The organism is Candidatus Francisella endociliophora (assembly GCF_000764555.1).
Lineage (GTDB): Bacteria > Pseudomonadota > Gammaproteobacteria > Francisellales > Francisellaceae > Francisella > Francisella endociliophora.
This window is the reverse complement of record NZ_CP009574.1, coordinates 888,944-908,474: the sequence shown is the minus strand read 5'-3', so window position 1 is coordinate 908,474 and position 19,531 is coordinate 888,944. Positions and strand designations below refer to the sequence as shown.

The window sequence follows — 19,531 nt, the reverse complement described above, 5'->3', positions numbered from 1 at the left end:
ATTTGTAAATTTTAAGCAATCAAATCATGACTTTAATCGATGGTAAAAAACTTTCAAAAGATTTGAAAGATAGGCTGGCCGAGCAACTTCAAGAATACAAAGAGCAAACGGGTATAGTTCCCAAGCTAGTAGCTATAATTGTAGGTGATGACCCAGCTAGCAAGACTTATGTTGGTTCCAAGGAAAAGGCTTGTGCAAAAGTTGGTATAAATTCTGATGTAATTACACTACCGGAAACTACTACTGAACAAGAACTACTTGATCTAATAAACACTTTAAATAATGACTCTAGTGTACATGCTATCTTAGTGCAACTTCCATTGCCAACACATATAAATAAGCAAAAAGTTATTTATGCTATTAGACCTGAAAAAGATGTTGATGGCTTTCATCCTGTAAATATAGGTAGATTACAGCTTCGTGACAAAAAAGCTCTTGAGTCATGTACTCCTAAAGGTATATTGACTATGTTAAAAGAGTACGATGTACAAACAGAGGGTGCTCATGCAGTAGTTGTAGGGGCTAGTAATATAGTAGGTAAACCAGTATCTCAGTTACTTTTAAATGCAAAAGCGACTGTTACAACTTGCCATAGGTTTACAAAAGATCTTAAATCTCACACCATTAAAGCAGATATACTTGTAGTAGCTGTAGGTAAACCAAACTTTATTACAGCTGATATGGTTAAAGAAGGTGCTGTGATAATCGATGTAGGTATCAACCATGTAGATGGTAAGATTACAGGTGATGTTGATTTTGATACTGTGAAAGAAAAGGCTTCTGCTATTACTCCAGTACCAGGAGGTGTTGGACCTATGACAATTACAGAGCTTTTGTATAATACTTTTCAGTGTGCTAGAGAGCTGAATAGGTAATTATTAAACAAATATAGTTTACATTTATTGTAAGATCCTGAAGCAATTTTAGGATACTGATTTATTTTAGAAAGGAAATGAAATGGCAAGCTTAAAATATGAAGATGCTGGTGTAAATATCGAAGCTGGAAATCAAGCTGTAGATAGAATGAAAGATCATGTTAAAAAAACTTTTACAAAAGAAGTTTTAACAGGTTTAGGAAGCTTTGGTTCACTTTACTCACTTAAGAGTGTGATAAATAATTATGATGATCCTGTGTTAGTGCAGTCTATAGATGGTGTTGGTACCAAGACAAAAGTCGCTGTTATGTGTGGTAAGTTTGAGAATCTCGGCTATGATCTTTTCTCAGCTGCAACAAATGATATCGTTGTGATGGGTGCTAAGCCAATTACATTTTTGGACTATGTGGCTCACGATAAGCTTGATCCAGCTATTATGGAAGAGCTAGTAAAAGGTATGAGTAAAGCTTGTGCTGAATCTGGTGTATCTCTAGTTGGTGGTGAAACTGCCGAAATGCCTGGCGTATACCAAGCTGGTGAGATTGATATGGTTGGTGTAATCACTGGCGTGGTTGATAAAAACAAAGTTATCAATGGTGAGAATATCAAAGAGGGTGATGTAGTATTTGGTCTTAGTTCATCAGGTTTGCATACAAATGGTTACTCATTTGCGCGTAAATTATTTTTTGATGTTGCTGGTAACAAGCATACTGATACATATCCGGAGCTAGATGATAAGACTATCGGCGATGTTTTACTTGAACCACATATTAACTATACAAATATTATCCATGACTTCTTAGATAATGGTGTTGATATCAAAGGTATGGCACATATTACAGGTGGTGGGTTTATTGAAAATGTTCCAAGAGTGCTACCTAAAGGCTTAGGTGCAGATATCTCTAAAGATAGCTTTGAAACTCCTGCTGTCTTTAGAGTTATGCAAAGAATTGGCGAGATTAGTGAGTTTGAAATGTATCGCTCATTTAATATGGGTATTGGTATGGCAATCATTGCTAGTCAAGATCAGTTTGAAAAAATGCAACAGCTTGCTCAAAAACATACAAATACTAAGCTATATCAAATAGGTAAGATTACAAATACAGGTAAGGTGGAAATCATCTAATGATTGATAAACAAATCATCATCAATAATATAAAAAACACTCTAAAATCAACAAATCTTGATATCAAAGATAAGTACACAGGCAAAGTCAGAGATATGTACTTTACTGATGATAAAAGTATCTTGATATCAACAGATAGACAGTCAGCATTTGATAGATCGCTTGGATTTATTCCATTTAAGGGTCAGATTTTAGCGCAGTCATCTATTTGGTGGTTTAAAGAAACTGCTCATATTGTTAAGAATCATTTCATAGCTTCTCCTGATGCTAATGTCGTAATTGCTAGAAAGGCAAAAGTTCTACCAATTGAGTTTGTAGTTAGAGGATATATAACTGGCTCAACTTCAACATCTCTTTGGACTCATTATAAAAGTGGTAGTCGTGATTATTGCGGTAATATCTTGCCAGAAGGTTTAAAGAAAAACCAAAAGCTACCAAAAAATATTTTAACACCTACAACAAAAGAGCAGGATCATGATAGACCGATCTCTGCTGAAGATATTGTCAAAGAGGGCTGGCTAACACAAGAGCAATGGGATTTCGCTTCACAAAAGGCATTAGAATTATTTGAGTTTGGTCAAAAGAAAGCATTAGAACATGGCTTGATTCTTGCTGATACTAAATATGAATTTGGTGTTGATGAACAAACTGGTGAGATTATCCTAATAGATGAGATCCATACTCCTGATAGCTCAAGGTTTTGGCTTAAAGATAGCTACGCTGAGAGATTTGAAAATGGCGAAGAACCGGAAAATATTGATAAAGAATTCTTTAGATTATGGTTTGCAAAAAACTGTGACCCATATAATGATGAAATTCTACCACAAGCACCACAAGAGCTAATCGTAGAGCTATCACAAAAATATATAACTCTCTTTGAAATGATAACAGGACAAAAGTTTGAAGTGCCTGCAGATATCGAGAACATCAACCAAAGAATTAAAAATAATGTTACAAAGTATCTAAATAAGGAAAAAACAATGAATATTCTTCTAGTTGGTTCTGGAAGTAGAGAGCATGCGATCGCAGAGGCTGTTAAAAGAAGCGAGATTAATAATAAATTATTTTGTATAAGTGGAGCGGTTAATCCTGGTATTGATAAAATAGCACAAGGTTATAAAGTTGCAGACATTTGTAATACTCAGGAAGTTTTAGAATATGCAAAATCTCAAAATATTGATATAGCTATCATAGGTCCTGAAGCACCGCTAGAAGTAGGTTTAGCTGATGAGTTAAAAGATGACGGCATTGGTGTCGTTGGTCCAACTAAAGAACTTGCTCAACTTGAAACATCTAAAGGTTTTACAAGAGATTTAATTAGAGATTATGATATTGGAGCTAATCCATTTTTTAGAAAATTTAATTCTATGGATGGAGTGAAAGAGACTCTTAAAAAGTATGAAAGACAATTTGTGATTAAGGCAGATGGTCTGTGTGGAGGCAAAGGTGTTCTAGTATGGGGAGATCATCTTCATAGTATGGATGAAGCTATTAAGCATTGCCAATCACTAGTTGACTTGGATAAAGAGTTCGTAGTTGAGGAAAAGTTGGTTGGGCAAGAGTTTTCTCTAATATCATTTACAGATGGTGAGAATTTTATACATATGCCAGCTGTTCAAGACCATAAAAGAGCTCATGAGGGTGATAAAGGGCCTAATACTGGTGGTATGGGTACTTATTCAGATGCTAATCATAGTCTACCTTTTTTATCAGATAGTGATATTGTTAGAGCTAAAGAAATTAATGAAAAAGTTGCTCATGCATTAAAAGATAAGTTTGGTCAGCCGTATCAAGGTATTCTTTATGGCGGTTTTATGGCTACAAGAAATGACACAAAAGTTATTGAGTATAATGCTCGTTTTGGTGATCCGGAAGCTATGAATTTGCTCACTCTTTTGGAAACAGACTTTATTGAAATTGCTCAAGCGATTACTCAAGGAACTCTTGATCAAGTAGAAGCAAAATTTAAAAATAAAGCTAGCGTGTGTAAATATTTAGTACCGCTTGGATATCCGAACCAATCAGTAAAAAATTTTGAGATAGATATTTCACAGTGTTCTGATAATGTTGAGCTTTTCTTAGGAGCTGTAGATTTTAGAGATGGTAAACTTATAGGTACTGGTTCTAGAGCCATAGCAGTACTTGGGTTGGGTGATACTATTGCAGAAGCAGAGCAAAAAGCTGAAAATGCTGTGAAAAATATTTATGGTAAACTTTATCATCGCCCTGATATAGGTACAAAAGAGCTTATCAATGAGCGTATTAAGTTCATGAATATGCTTAGAGGCGATAAATATCAGGAGCTATAAATTAAATGTCTGAATTAAAGCTTGTAGTTTTAGGGTCAACTCGTGGTACTAACATGCAAGCTATTATTGATGCCATAGATTTTAATCAAATTGATGCAAGTATTGAGCTTGTTATATCTAATAGAAAATCAGCGTATATCTTACAAAGAGCGCAAGAGCATAATATCTTTAATAAGTTTGTTAGTGCAAAAGGTCTTACTAGAGAACGATACGATGAATTACTTGTCAATGAGATACAAAAGTACAATCCTGATATAGTATTGTTAATTGGTTTTATGCGTATATTAAGCCCTGTATTTATCAAAGCATTTAAAGGTAAAATTTTAAATATACATCCATCGCTATTGCCAAAACATGCAGGGTTGATGGATTTAGATGTACATCAATCAGTTATAGATGCCGGAGACGATAAGTCAGGCTGTACGATTCATCAAGTCACAGAAGAGGTTGATGGTGGAGATATTGTTTTGCAGCTTGAGTGTGATGTAACGGGAAATGATACTGCGGAGAGTTTAAAAAAGAAGGTGCAAGCATTAGAAAGTAAGGCTTGGATCGAAGTTATTAAGAATTGGAAAGATTGATAACTTAAGCATTTGGAGGAAATTATGAGTGTAGATGTTGGTGTAATAATGGGCTCTAAATCTGATTGGAGTACAATGAAAGAGTGTTGTGATATTTTAGAGCAATTAGGTATTAAATACGAATGTGAGGTTGTATCAGCTCATAGAACTCCAGATAAAATGTTTAGCTATGCTGAAACAGCAAAAGATAGAGGCATAAAAGTTATCATTGCTGGAGCCGGTGGGGCAGCACATTTACCTGGTATGGTTGCTGCAAAAACTGATCTGCCAGTATTAGGAGTACCTGTTAAATCAAGTGTATTAAGTGGTAAAGATAGTTTATTGTCAATAGTACAAATGCCAGCAGGTATTCCAGTGGCTACTTTTGCAATCGGTGTTGCTGGTAGTAAGAATGCTGCTCTTTTTGCTGCAAGTATTTTACAACATATAGATTCTAAAATTGGTCAAGCTTTAGCTAAATTTAGAGCAGATCAAACACAAACAGTGTTGGATAATCCTAACCCGAGAGAGCAATAAAATGAAAATTGGTATTATTGGGGCTGGACAGTTAGCTAGAATGCTAAGTATAGCAGGGACACCGCTTGGCTTCGAATTTCATTGTCTAGGTAAGGCTGGTGACTGTGCGCAAGAAGTTGTGAAAACAGTTACAGATATCGATCTTGAGAAGGTTAATGATGTTGTAAACTGGGCGAAGCAGTTTGATGTGATAACTTTTGAAAATGAGAATATCTCTGATGAGCTAATAAAAACTATTAATCATGAGGTTAATGTTTATCCATCGGCTAAAGCTATAGCTATTTCTCAAGACAGACTTCTTGAAAAATCTTTTATGCAGGATCATGGTATTGCTACTGCTAAATTTGTAAATATTGATAGTTTAGAGAAGCTTGAAGAGGCTGTAAAAAAGCATGGGCTACCAGCTATAGTTAAGACTCGTAGATTTGGTTATGATGGTAAAGGTCAATTTGTGATAAAAACACAAGATGATATTACAAAGGCTTGGGATACTTTAAAAAATGCTCCAGATGAACTTATCTATGAGGCATTTGTTAATTTTGATTATGAGGTTTCACAAATTTGCACAGCTGATATTAAAGGCAATATAGCATTTTATCCATTAGCAACAAATATTCATAAGCAAGGTATAATTGTTGAATCTGAAGCACCTTTTGAAAATCAAACTCTAACCGAAAAAGCGCAACAAATAGCAAAAAAACTGATCAAAGAGTTTGAGTACGTAGGAACTTTAGCGATTGAGTTCTTCGTAAAAGGAGATGATCTGATTGTTAATGAAATAGCTCCCCGAGTTCATAATAGTGGACATTGGACTATTGATGGATCTGTTACTTCACAGTTTGAAAACCATGTGCGTGCTATAGCTGGGTTGATTTTGGGAGATACAACTAGCCAAAAAACTATTATGCTAAATTGTATTGGTGGTATGCCATCTACAAAAGATTTATCTGCTTTAGACAGAATAAAAATACATAACTATAATAAAGAGCCTCGTAAAGGGCGTAAGATAGGACATTTGAATTTGAATTTGAATGATGAAACTGATGAGTATCAGTTATTGCAAGCTAAGAAGTTAATTGCTCTTTCTGAGGAGTTGTAAGAATAGTTTGTGAAATTAAATTAACGATGCTTTAAAGTTTGACAATTGACAATTGATAGCTTAAAATTTGCCTTAAATTTATTTTTCAAGGGCGTGAAAAAATGAGAAAGTATAAATTATTAACAGTTGCATTAGCAGGTTTAGTATTGGCTAGCTGTATAAATGAACAAGATAAGGGAGTAATAAAATCCTCTACAGCAGGAGCTACTATCGATGGTACAGATTTGCGTACTATATCAGGATGGACTGGTGGAACTACAGGTAATGCTGCAAATATTGGTGGATTTAATGTATTAATTAGTAATAATGGTACTATCGTAAAGAGTACTTGTCCAGCTGGAATGGTTTCATTTATAGGCGAAAAAACTTGTAATAATGCTGCCGATGGTTGTGAATATCGTTATCTTCAGGTTGTCTATGGATCAGGTGGATCTGGATATCCATTGGGGTGGTCTAGTAATACTATTCCTGTAGGTAATGGAGAATCTAGAGGTTTTGTTTTTAGTAATGCACCTATTGGTGGGGGTGACTATGTTACAAATATGAGATGTGTTCCTATTAGTCAAGTAGGCTACTGGTCATAATCCTTTAAATGACTTGAGAAGCATTCTTTATCCAATTAATATCATCTTTATTTATCGCTACTAAATCAAAGCGAGATTCATGACCCTCATATTTAAGATTTTGCTGTAAAAAGATATTTGTTGTATTTATAAGCTTTTGTTGTTTGCTATATTTGAACATTTTTTCAGCTTTGGCAAAATTAGTTTTTCTGCGATATTTGACCTCGACAAATATTAGAATATCTTTATCTAATACAATAATATCAATCTCACCATAAGGTAAAGCTTTGAAACTCTGAAAGAGGATTTTCAAACCTTGAGATTTTAAAAATTTGCAAGCTTGTTCTTAGGATTCTGAAGACGAATTTGACGGAGTGACACAATACTTTTTTAGTGTATTGTTGCCTAAAGAGTAGTTTTTAGAGGTATCCATAAGTGTTTGTACTTAAATCTCTACAACTAAAATCTCATCAATTGACAATTGATAGCTTAAACTATGCCTGTATTAATTTTTGAATAAGGTAAAATAATGAAAAAATATAAATTTTTAACGGTTGTATTAGCAGGTTTAGTGTTGGCTAGTTGTATTAATGAGAAAAGTGATAATCCACAATCTGGCTCAGCATCTCTAGTTGGTAGATTTACAGCAGTACAAGCTCTTGTAGGAAACAATGCACCTGCAAATGGAGGGTCTGTTGCGCCTAGTACAATTATAGTAAATGCTATAGGTACATCTATCAAGTTTAGTTGTCCTGCTGGTGAAGTAGGCTTAGTACCTATGCCTACAGTAGGAGGCGTTAATGCCAAAACTTGTAGTAATTCAGCTGGTTATGATTATGATGCTGTAGGTCTTCAATATAATAGTGCTCTTGGAATGGGCATGTGGGCTGGAGCTAGAACTACAGTAAATCCAAATGAAGAAGCAGGGGCGCAGAATAGTGTGAATTTGGGGGGTGACGGCTATCAGGTTTTCTATACATATACCTCAAAATCAAGTTGGCTTTTGGTCATAGGCTCTAAACTGTAAAAGCATCTTTTATCCAATTAATATCCTCTTCATTTATAGCAATTAAATCGAAGCGACATTGATAATTTTCAAATTCCAGATTTTGTTGTAAGAAAATGTTTGCTGTATTTATAAGTTTTTGCTGTTTGCTGAATGTAAGCACTTCTTCTGCTTTAGCAAAATTAGTTTTTTTGCGATATTTCACCTCAACAAATATTAGAATATTTTTATCTAATGCAATAATATCAATTTCACCATAAGGTAAGGCTTTGAAATTCTGAAAGAGAATTTGCAAACCTTGAAATTTTAAAAATCTGCAGGCTTGCTCCTCTGCTTTGTTACCTATTTTAGTTGTTTGCATATTTTGAGGTGTTGTTTATTTAATTCCACTATGTCTAAGAAGAGCCTCCTCATTTGGCTTACGACCCATAAATGCAACAAAATTATCCATAGCATCACGAGAAGAACCTTTTGAGATAATGTTTTCTAATAAATTCTGCCCAGTTTTATTGCTTAATATGCCTTCTTGCTCAAAGCGAGAAAACACATCTGATGATAATATTTCAGCCCATTTGTAGCTATAGTATCCGGCTGCATAACCGCCAGCAAAAATATGTGAAAAACCATTTTGGAATTTATTATAGCTAGGGACTGTTAATAAGTTGATTTTAGCTCTAACATCATCAAGTTCTTTTTGGACCTCAGCAGCAGTTGTTAGCTTTTTATAGTGGATATTCATATCAAATATACCAAACTCAAGTTGTCTAGCCATCATTAACGCTGAGTGGAAATGCCTTGTGCCAATCAGCTTATCTATTTGTTCTTGTGTCAGGTCTTTACCATCACGAGAACCAGAAATTAACTCTAATCCCTCTCTACTCCAACAGAAATTCTCCATAAATTGGCTTGGAAGCTCAATTGCATCCCATTCAACACCATTTGTCCCAGAAATTGAAGGGATACTAACTTGTGATAGTATGTGGTGCAGAGCATGACCAAATTCATGAAAAAGTGTTACAACATCGTTATGTGTTAGATTAGCTCCATCTTTTGCAGGTGGTAGGAAGTTGCAGTTCACATAAGCTACAGGCTTTTGAGCTTTGCCCTGAGAGTTTATAAAAGCTGTTCTTGAACCATCCATCCAAGCACCACCGCGTTTGTTATCTCTAGCAAAGAAATCACAAATTATACTACCAACATATCTATCATCTTTATAAAAATCAAAAGTTTGTTGCTCATCTATATATTTTGGATATTCTGTGTTTTCTCTAATTTCTAAATTGTATATTTCACTTAAGATTTTAAATAAACCTTGTTGAACTTTTTCAAGAGGGAAGTACTCTCTTAGCTCTTCTTCTGTAAAATCGAATTTAGCTTTCTTTAGCTTCTCAGAATAGTATGCTGTGTCCCAAGGTTGTAAAGCATCTATTAGACCTGCATCTTCAGCAAATCTTCTTAGTTCATCAATATCTTTTTTTGCTTGCGGTTGAGATTTTTCTAGAAGGTTGTTTAGTAGTTCTAAAACTTGTTCTGGTGTTTCTGCCATTTTTGTAAATAGAGAATTTTCTGCATAATTTTTAAATCCTAATATTTCTGACTTTTCAATACGCAGTTTTAGAATCTTTTCGATAGTTTCATCGTTGTCAAATTCTTTATTGTCAGCTTCTTTAGATGCTTTTGTGCAGTATGCTTTGTAAAATTTTTCTCTAAGCTCTCTATTATCAGCTTGTTGCATTACCGCAAGATAGGTCGGTATGTCTATACCTAGAGCGTATTTTTCAGAAAGCTCTTTTTGTTTAGCCTTGGCTTGTGCAGTCTCAATAGTATTTTTAGATAATCCTTCTAGCTCTTTTTCATTATTGGTTGTATAAATCCAATCCATAGTTGCGTCAAGGACATTATTTTCAAATTTGGATGTCAATTGAGCTAGCTCTTGAGATATTTCTTGTAGCCTTTTTCTTTTTGCGCCATCTAAATTTACACCAGACTGCTCAAAACCGATTATAGCTTTACGTACAGCTTGCTCTTGCTCGTTATTTAGGTCTTGCTGTTGTACTTGTTTGTAAGTGTTGTATAAGTCTTTATTTTGTCCTACTTTTGTATAAAATTCGGTTAGCTTGGCTATTGCATATTCATAACTTTCTCTAAGTTCCTTTGTATTACAAACTGCATTCATGTGTGAGATTGATGAAAAAGCTTGTGTGATTTTTTCATCATCTTCTTCTAACTTAAGTAGAGTCCGCCAAGTTGGATTTTGCTCTTTTAGAGCTTCTTGTAAATTTTCATCTGCTACTTTTAGTAAAAAATCTATAGCAGGCTTTACTTCTTCAACTTTAAATTGTGCAAAATTAGGAAGTTGAGTGTTTTGTGTTATTGAATTCATAATCACCTTAAAATGTTTCTTTAGATATATTGCATATAAGTTATAATTTTATATATGATAGCAAGATTATATTAATCAAGGTTTTTATTATGATGAGTTTGCAAGAGGAAAGAATAACTGCTCCAGTCTTTTTCAAAGAATATGCTGATGGTAAATTTACACTCAATGTTGGAGAATATAATCATCCTCTTATTTTATCCGCTACTGATATATTAGAGTATCAAAAAAATATTGATAGTTTAGAAGATATAGATGAATCGCATCTTAAGTTAGCTCTTGCTAGTGATCCAGAGATTATATTGATAGGCACTGGAGCTAAACAGATTATTCCATCAATTGAAATAATCAATATGGTAGCAAAAGCAGGTAAAAGTATTGATTTTATGGCTAGTAATGTAGCTTGTAAAACCTATAATTTATTGGTAAATGAAAATAGAAATGTAAGCTGTATAATTATATAAGATTTATGTTATTTTTATTTTTGTCAGTGTTATAATGTAAGCGATGTTATTTATAAATCGCAAAAGGAGAATTAATATGAAAAAGATGATTAAATTAGGTCTTATTTCTTTATCAGTTGCTGGGTTAGCTAGTTGTTCCACTCTAGGCTTAGGTGGTAATGATGATACTTCTCAAGATCAGGCTGCTCCAACAGAAACTGTGAGTGGTGAGACAACAGCAGCAACAGATTCAACAGTAGTATCTGACCCTACAGCAAAGATAAGTTTGAAAAAAAATGATCAGGATCAGATAATAGCTACTATCTATACTAACTATAACAATAATCCTCAAGGAAGTGTGAAATTACAATGGAATGCTCCAGAAGGATCTAAGTGTTATGATACAAGTTTTCCTATCACTAAATATGGTGAGAAAAATGATAAAACCTGGGCTTCTGTAGAGGTTAAGCAAGGTGATAAATACTGTAGTGGTAACTGGACAGCAGATGTTGTTTATGATGGTAATGTAATTGCATCTGATTCTATAACAGTATAAATTTATTCTATTTCTTTAGTAAAGAAAGAATAGATAGTTGATTTAAAGATTTTGGCTATAGAAGGGTTCTTATGAATAAGAAAAATATATTAATGTTTATTTCACTGCTTGCTGTATTAACTCTTAATTCATGTACATCGAGTAAAGCTAAACAGATAGAAGAGTTACAGCAAACACAAAAGCAGTTAAATGATCAGGCTTCAGAGAGTCTTGCAAATATAGATAGTCTAAAAACAAAAATTGCTAAATATAGATTGCAAGCCGATGATTTACAAAAAACATCAGATTCTCTAGCTAAAGATATAGATGATCTAAAACAAGCTTATAGTAACTTTAAAGATCCAAATAATGATAGCGCTATAGCAGTTAGTAAAGAGTTGACTCAAAAAACACTTCAAAAAGTGAAGTTGGATGAAAAGATAAATCAGTATAGGTCTCAAGCTAACGGTTATCAAGCTCAAATAAATGACTTAAAAGCAACTTCCCAAACACAAGCAAATAAAGCAGCTGAAATTTCAGAGCAAATTAGTCAGTTAAAATCAACTGATAAGTAGTAGATTTGTTTTTTTATTCTTTTAATATTCTTTACTTAATGTCTCTCTAAATGTTAGAATATAGTCCAGTACTATAGGGGCATAGTTTCATGAAAAAAAATATTTCAAAATGTTTCGTTATTTTTGTATGTTTGACTGGTTTTTTATTAACTGGTTGTATGGCAAAAACTGAAAAATTAGCTGAGTTGGAAAAAACTCAGCAGCAGATGCAACAAGAGATTGATGCTATTAAAAAAGAAGCTGATGAGGCTAAGCAGAGGGCTGCACAGTATGAAAAGCTTTCTGATAAATATCAGACTCTTGTACAGAATAAAAATCAAGAATTGAATAAGCTTCAAGATACATATACAGAAATTGATAAAAAAGATGGTACTCAAGTCAAGGCTGTGAAAGAAGTATTGAAAGATAAGCTTATAGAATCAGCACAAGATTCTATACATTTAGAAAAAAGGTTAAAGCGCTATACGGATCAAGCAAAAGTTTATAAAGAAAAATCTCAGCAATTGGAAGAACAAGCAAAGCAAACTGAAGAGTCTGTTCAGAAAACTAGTCAAGAGATTAAACAAATTAAAAAAGAAATAGTAGACGAGAAAAAATCGCAAGAAACTAAAAAAAACGGATAGGATGATGAAAAAAATATTTTTGTTAACAGTATTGGCAGCTGGATTGGGTAGTTGTAGCACTTACAATTCTTTTATTGATAAGTTATATGGTTCTGATGATTCTATAAAAATAAATCCAGATGATAATCTGGATAATCCTGATCAAGATGGTGAAGTTGTTTCTAAAGATAAGCCAACAGCATCAGTTAATCTGAAGTATAAAGCAGATACTCATGAAATAGATGCTAAGTTGATAACGAACTGGAATGGTGCTCCTCAAGGTACTATTTATTTGACATGGAAGGCTCCTAAGCAAACTAATTGTTATAGTACATCTTTCCCTATAACTAAATTCAAAGAGACACAAGACTATACTGTTGATACACAAAGTGTTCTTAATGATGATAAGGTTTGTAAAGGAAAATGGACAGCTGTCATAGTTGATAAGTCTGACAATTCAGAATTAGCAAATGGTTCTGTAACAATTAAATAAAAGTTTTCTTAAAAATTTGTTTCTTAGAGAATAAAGTTTATATTTTTGCTAAACTATCAAAAAACTTATGATAATTTGAGCAAATGAAACACATAATTAAAAATATTACATATGCTGATTGCATTTTTTATTTTTTAGCATTATCTATATTTTTTGTATTCTTAATGCCATTTATGCATTATACGTCTTTAAACTTAGTAGATGTTTCTTCAGGTGGGCAGGCTAAATATTTAAATGATACTATGTCAGCAAATATATACTTGTTTAAAGATAGGTATTATATATTTTATTATACTCTATGTATCGCAAGTGTCGCTATATTATCTGATAAAAGACTTGTAGCTAATATTATAGATTTGTATAAGAGCTTTAGTAAATTAGTTCAAGCTGCCATTGTAGCTTTTTTTATTTTTGGAATTGTTTCTTCGGCATTTGCGATATCTCCCTCGATAGCATTTAAGGGAGTTAGTGTAACTTTTTTACAGTTATTTTGTGTATTATTTATAGCAAGCTATATTAGAGAAAATCAAAAAAGTATTAGATTTTTTTATATAGTTATTTTGCTGTCTTTAATATTCTTTGGTGGTTCTTTATTTCTACAGCTTTCATTAGCTAATTATTCTATCTATGGTTCTGTAATCGCAGGTAATATTCAAAAAGTTCTGCTATATATGTATAACTGCTTAAATCCTCGTTTTTTAGATAATTATTTTAGTTGGTTCATCCCATTATTATTATTGCCGTGGTTTGTTAATTTACGGCCTATTTATAAGGTTGGATCTTTTATTGCATTAACTATGGTCTGGTTTGTTCTAGTTAACCATGCTTTTAGGACAGTATTTGCAGAGTATTTAATTATTTTACCTTTACTTTTTGTTTTTGCTCGTAGATATTTTAATCTAGTATTTGTAGTACTTCTATCGACGCTAATTTGTGGTTATTTGTTTAGTATGTTTTATACTGATTTCATAATGGCATCTGTGAATTCAGGAGTAGCATCAACAGATGATATTTTAAGATCGGGGGATAGCGGTAGATCCTTAATTTGGAAAGAGGCGTTTTGGGTAGGAATTAATCATCCATTAACAGGTATCGGTCAATGGAATTATTTGGCAGTTACAAAGCGTCCTGATGGATATCCCCATAACCTATTACTTGAAATATGGTCTCAATGGGGAATACCTGCGTTTATAGCAGCCTTGGTAATTATTGTTACTACAGTTAGAAATTTATTCAAGAGAAGAATAGAAATATGTGCTAATCCTTATCATTGTATATTTATAATGATGTTAACCGCTGGCATGATAGATGGTATGTTAAATGCTATGTTTAAAACATCACTAGGTTTGTTTGGCTGTATTTTTGCTTTTGGATTTTGCTTATCCATATTTGTCAAAAAACCTATGCAAGAGCCGAAAGTTTCTGTTGTTAGCTATTCAATCTTAAGTTTAATAATACTAGCTAGTTTATTTTGTATCATAATTCTGCCTATTATTTTTCCTCCTTGGTGGTTTTAATCAAAAGATTAAAGATTTAAAATATATTTTTTATTATTGATTTTAATAATTTGATTAGAAGAGATTTTGATCTTATATAAGGTGAAAATTGATCAAACGCTAAATAATAGAAGTTTCTTATCGTTTATGAAAAATTAGAAAGCTATTTCTCCTCCCATGGTACAGCATAATCACATTCAGTATTTGGACATGCCTTTTGCTCACCATCTTTTTTAGTGGTTTTGTGAAGTAGTATTGGTGAGTTACATTTTGGACAAGGTTCTTTTATTGGTGGATACCAGTAAGCATTTTTACACTTAGGAAAACCAGAGCAAGCATAAAAGACTTTACCTTTACGTGATTTTTTCTCAACGATAGGGTTTGAGTTGCATTTAGGGCAAGTTACTCCAGTATCTTTTGGCTTTTCTAATGGTTCCATGTGCTTACATTTTGGATAGTTAGAGCACCCTATAAACTTACCATAACGTCCTTGTTTAATATGTAGATCGGATTCACATTTTGGACACTTTCTATCTTCAACAATAGTAGGTTCTTCTTTTTCTACCTCTTTACCATCAGCATCTATACGTCTAGTATATTTACAAGTAGGGTAGTTTGTACAACCAATAAATCTACCATTTTTGCCAAGACGAGAAGAGAGTTTGCTACCACACTCTGGGCAATCTTCATCAAGCTCTTCTGTAACTACATCTTTACGTGAAACATCTTCAGCAATTTTATTGATTCTTTCAATAAATGGTTTCCAGAAGTTATTTAGAACTGTTAAGTAATCATTTTTGTCATGAGCAATTTCATCAAGCTCTTTCTCCAAACCAGCAGTATACGAATACTCAACATATTTTTTAAAGTATTCTGTTAAGAATTTGTTTACCACACGACCTTTATCTGTTGGAATGAAACGGCGCTTCTCGACATCAACATATTCTCTTTGTTGTAGCGTAGAAATAATTGTCGCATAAGTAGAAGGTCTACCTATACCATATTTTTCAAGAGCTTTAACTAGTGATGCTTCTGTGAAACGTGGAGGTGGCTCAGTTGAGTGAGCTTTCGTAATTACATCATTTAATTTTACTTTTTCACCTTTTTCAAATTTAGGCAAAGTTTGTTCATCATCTGAATCTTTTTCATCTTCGTCTTTTTCGACATTGTAGATTTTTAAGAACCCAGCATCTACGATAACAGTCCCTGTTACTCTAAATTTGTGTTTAGTATTTTCAGTTATTAAGTCTACAGATGTACTATTTAAGGTTGCATGTTTCATCTGACATGCAATAGTTCTATTATATATTAGACTATATAATTTAAACTCATCAGCTGTTAAATGCTGTTTGATAGCCTCAGGAGTTCTCGCAGCTGCTGTTACACGAATTGCTTCATGAGCCTCTTGAGCATTTTGTGATTTTTTACCAAAAACTCTAGGTTTAGCTGGCAACATATCTTTGTCATATTTTGACTCAATAAAGCTTCTAATATCATTAAGAGCATCGTTAGAAAGATTAGTGGAGTCTGTTCTCATATATGAGATAAGACCAACAGATTCACCATTACCTAAATCCATACCTTCATAAAGCTTCTGGGCTGTAGACATTGTTCTACGCGCTGTGAAACCTAGTTTTTTAGATGCTTCTTGTTGAAGTGTAGAAGTTATAAAAGGAGGGTATGGGTTTCTTCGAGATGTTTTCTCAGTTATTCCATCAACAATTAGGAATCCATTGGCATCTTTTAGAATTGTAGCTTTTGCATCTTCAGCATCTTTTTCTTTTGTAAAAGTGAATTGCTCAACTTTTGTATTATCGAACTCTAGTAAGCTTGCAAATACTTTTTTCTTTTTAAGAGCTTCTGCGGTCAAACTCCAGTAATCTTTTTTTACAAAGTTTTCACGCTCTATCTCACGCTCAACAATCATTCTTAAGGCCGGGCTTTGTACTCTACCAGCTGATAAACCACTTGTGATTTTACGCCATAACAAAGGAGATAAATTGAAACCAACTAAAAAGTCTAAAGCTTGACGAGCTTTTTGAGCATTTACTAAATCCATTGAAAGTTGCTTTGGATTTGCTATAGCAGTTGTTACGGCAGATTTTGTAATCTCATTAAAAGTAACACGATAAACATTCTTATCTTTTAGTAGGCGAGCATTTTTAAGTACTTCTTGTACATGCCATGAAATAGCCTCTCCTTCTCTATCTGGATCGGTAGCAAGGTATATATTTTCTGCATTCTTTGCTGCTTTTTTGATTGCGTCAATATGCTTTTTGCTTCTATCACTAGTTATGAATTTGATCTTGAAATTGTCTTCTACATCAATAGATGTATCTTTTGAAGGGATCTCGCGTACATGACCAAACGAAGCAAGTATCTCGAAATCATTACCAAGATACTTTTTTATAGTTTTTGTTTTTGCAGGAGACTCTACGATTACTAAATTTTTTGCCATTTTTAACCTTAGAAATATATTTATTATAAAAAGAGCATTTTTGAAACACTCATCGAGTTGAGTTAATAAAATATAAGAAAATAGCTCGCTTATCAATAGTTAATATATAAAAGTTGGTTTTATAGAGAAAGAATATAGACTATAATCTCGTATGTATTTTATATAATAAAATAAGTTATAGATTTCAAAGGTTTAAAAAAATGAGTCAAAAAAATGCAAAAGTAATTTCTTTACTACAACAAAAAGGTGGTTCTGGTAAAACAACTACAGCTATTAATATAGCATGTGGATTAAAGGAGCTTGGATTTAAAGTTGCTATAGTAGATATGGATAAGGATAAACCTGATGCATATATGTGGATGACAAAAAATAATGACTCAAATGATTTTGTTTATAATTTAGATGAAAAAGTTGTCAGAGAAAAGGTCACAGAGCTTAAAAGTAGCCATGATTATATAGTTATAGACACGCCTCCTAACTTTCAAACGGCAGCCTTAAAATCAGCGCTACTGTCTGATCTAGTAGTGATACCATGTTCACCAAGTGGCATGGATTTATCAGGACTTATTGAAGCCAAAGATTTAGCTTTAACAGCAGATAAGCCTTATAAATTTTTTGCAAATAGGGTGCAAATGCAATCTAATATGTCAAAAAGCCTACTTGAATTCTTTGAAGAGGATGGGAACTACTTTAGAGCTTTTGTTTCACAAAGTGTTAAGTTCATTGAGGCAGAGGCAGAAGGTCTATATATTGGAGAGTACGCAAAAAAAAGTAAAGTGCATCTTCAAGTACAAAAATTAGCTAGACAAATAAAAGAATTTTTTGGAGATAGGTAATGGCTAAAAAAGTATCTTTGATGAATAGAAAGGTTAACCCTAAAATTAATGATACCGTAGGCCAAGAGAAAAAAGATATTCTTAGAGCCATGCAATTACAGGAGTTAAATGAGCAAGCTAGTAAAACAGGCCAGCTTTTTGAATTACCTTTGAGTATAGTTCAGCCAGATAAAAACCAACCAAGAAAAACTTTTAGAAATATTGATGCGCTAGCACAAAGCGTAAAGGAAAATGGTGTAATTCAACCAATTATTGTTACAGCTAAAAAAAATGATGGTACTCACTATATAATAGCTGGTGAGAGAAGGTATTTAGCAAGTAAAGAAGCTGGATTAACGACTATACCTTGTATTGTTCGCCAAGAAGAATCTGATGCAAATATTGTGCTTTTACAACTTCTAGAGAATGATCAAAGAGAAAATGTTTCTCCATTTGAAGAGGCTGATGCATTAAGGGATTTGATAGAAAACAAAAATGTCAAAAAATCTGATATAGCAAAAGTTCTGGGTAGAGATAATAGTTGGATTTCAATGCGTTTGAAAATAGCAGATGCTGATGAGCAGATTCGTGAATTATCTGATAAAGGTATAATTGAAGATGTACGTACGCTTTATGAGTTAAAAAAATTTGCTGAAGAGATTCCTCAGGGGGCTCAAGAATTTGTTCAAAAAGCATTGGATAATAAAATTTCTGGCTCATATCGTAGTGCTATTACCAGGTATAGAGATAATTGGAAGCGTAAGTCTGAGATTCTGGATAGCGAAAAAATGGATGTGATAAGTATCAAAGATATAGCTAAAGATGGAAATTTATTGAAGATAAAAGGAGCTCGTTCTGGTTCAAAAGCTTATACATATACTTTTGAGATTTCAGATCAGTTTAAGAAGATATTATTTGATGCATTAATAAAATAATAAAAAGTATATAAATGAAAATAGCTATTTTACAAACAGACCACATTCCAGAGCACCGTAGAGGAGTTGCTGGTGGGAACTACCCAGATATGTTTGCTAACCTTTTCTTTAAATTATCTGTAGTCGTTGATCTTGATATTTTTGATGTTACTGAGCAAGAGTATCCAGATGATTATGATGTATATGATGGTTTTATTATTACAGGTAGTAAAGCCACAGCTTTTGACAATTTAGCTTGGATTGTTAAATTAAAAGAAGAGATAGTTAAATTACATAATAAAAATAAAAAGATCATTGGTATTTGTTTTGGGCATCAAATTTTAGCTCAAGCTTTAGGGGGTAAGGTAGCTCGAGGACCAGATGGTTTTGCTGTTGGGGTGAGGAATGTTGAAGTACTTCATCAAGCACCATGGATGACTCCATTTCATCATTATTTGAGTCTCTTGTTTTATCACCAAGATATGGTAGTTGATTTACCAAAAGGGGCAGAGCTTATAAGTACTAGCGATTACTGCAAAGTACAAATGTTTTGTATAAATAATCATGTGTTAGGAATACAAGCTCATCCTGAAATGTTAAAAGTGCATAATCATGCTCTTATAAAAGAGTATCAAAATGATATGAAAAATGAGTTTCAGCATGCTTTAGAAAGTTTGCGAATTAGAGATAATAGTCTAATAATAGCTCATTGGATGGCTAATTTCTTTGAATATAAGGATTGAAA

The 19,531-nt window shown here is 33.1% G+C and carries 21 protein-coding genes; 17 read left to right on the top strand and 4 right to left on the bottom strand.

Annotated features, from left to right (window positions below):
* Positions 1–26: 26 nt before the first annotated feature.
* From folD to QI37_RS04435, 7 genes are all read left to right on the top strand, one after another.
* Positions 27–875, top strand: a complete 849-nt coding sequence (folD, locus tag QI37_RS04465; RefSeq protein ID WP_040008922.1) for a bifunctional methylenetetrahydrofolate dehydrogenase/methenyltetrahydrofolate cyclohydrolase FolD — start codon at positions 27–29, stop codon at positions 873–875.
* An 82-nt stretch (positions 876–957) separates the two neighbouring features.
* A complete protein-coding gene (gene purM, locus QI37_RS04460; protein ID WP_040008919.1) occupies positions 958–2,001 on the top strand; it encodes a phosphoribosylformylglycinamidine cyclo-ligase in 1,044 nt (347 codons plus the stop codon).
* Entirely contained in the window at positions 2,001–4,310 is a 2,310-nt protein-coding gene (locus QI37_RS04455) for a phosphoribosylaminoimidazolesuccinocarboxamide synthase (protein WP_040008917.1), read from the top strand. Before purM ends, QI37_RS04455 begins: the two co-directional genes overlap by 1 nt.
* 5 nt (positions 4,311–4,315) lie before the next feature.
* Positions 4,316–4,891 carry a phosphoribosylglycinamide formyltransferase gene (gene purN / locus QI37_RS04450; protein WP_040008915.1) on the top strand — a complete coding sequence of 192 codons (576 nt, stop codon included), beginning with the start codon at positions 4,316–4,318 and terminating at the stop codon, positions 4,889–4,891.
* A 24-nt stretch (positions 4,892–4,915) separates the two neighbouring features.
* Positions 4,916–5,407, top strand: coding sequence for a 5-(carboxyamino)imidazole ribonucleotide mutase (purE, locus tag QI37_RS04445; RefSeq protein ID WP_040008913.1), 492 nt, complete (start codon positions 4,916–4,918; stop codon positions 5,405–5,407).
* 1 nt (position 5,408) lies between these two features.
* On the top strand, positions 5,409–6,506 hold the full coding sequence (locus tag QI37_RS04440) for a 5-(carboxyamino)imidazole ribonucleotide synthase (RefSeq protein ID WP_040008910.1): 1,098 nt from the start codon (positions 5,409–5,411) through the stop codon (positions 6,504–6,506).
* A gap of 101 nt (positions 6,507–6,607) precedes the next feature.
* Positions 6,608–7,090, top strand: a complete 483-nt coding sequence (locus tag QI37_RS04435; RefSeq protein WP_040008907.1) for a hypothetical protein — start codon at positions 6,608–6,610, stop codon at positions 7,088–7,090.
* 4 nt (positions 7,091–7,094) lie between these two features.
* On the opposite strand, the gene QI37_RS04430 is transcribed toward QI37_RS04435, so the two are convergent.
* A complete protein-coding gene (locus QI37_RS04430; RefSeq protein WP_235261400.1) occupies positions 7,095–7,382 on the bottom strand; it encodes a YraN family protein in 288 nt (95 codons plus the stop codon).
* Positions 7,383–7,598: 216 nt separating this feature from the next.
* Here QI37_RS04430 and QI37_RS04425 point away from each other — a divergent pair, with 216 nt between their 5' ends.
* Positions 7,599–8,096 carry a hypothetical protein gene (locus QI37_RS04425; RefSeq protein WP_040008904.1) on the top strand — a complete coding sequence of 166 codons (498 nt, stop codon included), beginning with the start codon at positions 7,599–7,601 and terminating at the stop codon, positions 8,094–8,096.
* On the opposite strand, the gene QI37_RS04420 is transcribed toward QI37_RS04425, so the two are convergent.
* Positions 8,086–8,436 carry a YraN family protein gene (locus QI37_RS04420; RefSeq protein WP_040008901.1) on the bottom strand — a complete coding sequence of 117 codons (351 nt, stop codon included), beginning with the start codon at positions 8,434–8,436 and terminating at the stop codon, positions 8,086–8,088. The genes QI37_RS04425 and QI37_RS04420 overlap by 11 nt on opposite strands.
* 15 nt (positions 8,437–8,451) lie before the next feature.
* Positions 8,452–10,458 (bottom strand): M3 family metallopeptidase, encoded by a 2,007-nt coding sequence (locus QI37_RS04415; protein ID WP_040008898.1) that lies wholly within the window; start codon positions 10,456–10,458, stop codon positions 8,452–8,454.
* Positions 10,459–10,547: 89 nt separating this feature from the next.
* Here QI37_RS04415 and QI37_RS04410 point away from each other — a divergent pair, with 89 nt between their 5' ends.
* The 6 genes from QI37_RS04410 (at position 10,548) to QI37_RS04385 (ending at position 14,620) form a co-directional block, all read left to right on the top strand.
* On the top strand, positions 10,548–10,919 hold the full coding sequence (locus tag QI37_RS04410) for an Mth938-like domain-containing protein (RefSeq protein ID WP_040008896.1): 372 nt from the start codon (positions 10,548–10,550) through the stop codon (positions 10,917–10,919).
* Positions 10,920–10,995: 76 nt separating this feature from the next.
* On the top strand, positions 10,996–11,454 hold the full coding sequence (locus QI37_RS04405) for a TUL4 family lipoprotein (protein WP_040008893.1): 459 nt from the start codon (positions 10,996–10,998) through the stop codon (positions 11,452–11,454).
* Between the two features lie 71 nt (positions 11,455–11,525).
* Positions 11,526–12,008: a hypothetical protein gene (locus tag QI37_RS04400; protein ID WP_052399153.1), complete on the top strand. Its 483-nt coding sequence runs from the start codon at positions 11,526–11,528 to the stop codon at positions 12,006–12,008.
* 89 nt (positions 12,009–12,097) lie between these two features.
* Positions 12,098–12,631: a hypothetical protein gene (locus tag QI37_RS04395; RefSeq protein WP_040008891.1), complete on the top strand. Its 534-nt coding sequence runs from the start codon at positions 12,098–12,100 to the stop codon at positions 12,629–12,631.
* Between the two features lie 4 nt (positions 12,632–12,635).
* A complete protein-coding gene (locus QI37_RS04390) occupies positions 12,636–13,103 on the top strand; it encodes a TUL4 family lipoprotein (RefSeq protein ID WP_040010702.1) in 468 nt (155 codons plus the stop codon).
* An 83-nt stretch (positions 13,104–13,186) separates the two neighbouring features.
* A complete protein-coding gene (locus QI37_RS04385; protein WP_040008889.1) occupies positions 13,187–14,620 on the top strand; it encodes an O-antigen ligase family protein in 1,434 nt (477 codons plus the stop codon).
* 142 nt (positions 14,621–14,762) lie between these two features.
* Here the strand turns inward: QI37_RS04385 and topA are convergent, their stop codons facing one another.
* Positions 14,763–17,057 carry a type I DNA topoisomerase gene (topA, locus tag QI37_RS04380; RefSeq protein ID WP_040008887.1) on the bottom strand — a complete coding sequence of 765 codons (2,295 nt, stop codon included), beginning with the start codon at positions 17,055–17,057 and terminating at the stop codon, positions 14,763–14,765.
* Between the two features lie 200 nt (positions 17,058–17,257).
* Here topA and QI37_RS04375 point away from each other — a divergent pair, with 200 nt between their 5' ends.
* Genes QI37_RS04375 through QI37_RS04365 form a run of 3 tightly spaced genes read left to right on the top strand, consistent with a single transcriptional unit; the run spans position 17,258 to position 19,529 of the window.
* The gene (locus QI37_RS04375) at positions 17,258–17,893 is read left to right on the top strand and encodes a ParA family protein (protein ID WP_040008885.1); all 636 of its coding nucleotides are present in this window, start codon (positions 17,258–17,260) and stop codon (positions 17,891–17,893) included.
* A complete protein-coding gene (locus QI37_RS04370) occupies positions 17,893–18,807 on the top strand; it encodes a ParB/RepB/Spo0J family partition protein (protein WP_040008883.1) in 915 nt (304 codons plus the stop codon). The genes QI37_RS04375 and QI37_RS04370 overlap by 1 nt, the downstream gene beginning before the upstream one ends.
* A gap of 14 nt (positions 18,808–18,821) precedes the next feature.
* Entirely contained in the window at positions 18,822–19,529 is a 708-nt protein-coding gene (locus tag QI37_RS04365; protein ID WP_040008882.1) for a glutamine amidotransferase-related protein, read from the top strand.
* Positions 19,530–19,531: the final 2 nt, after the last annotated feature.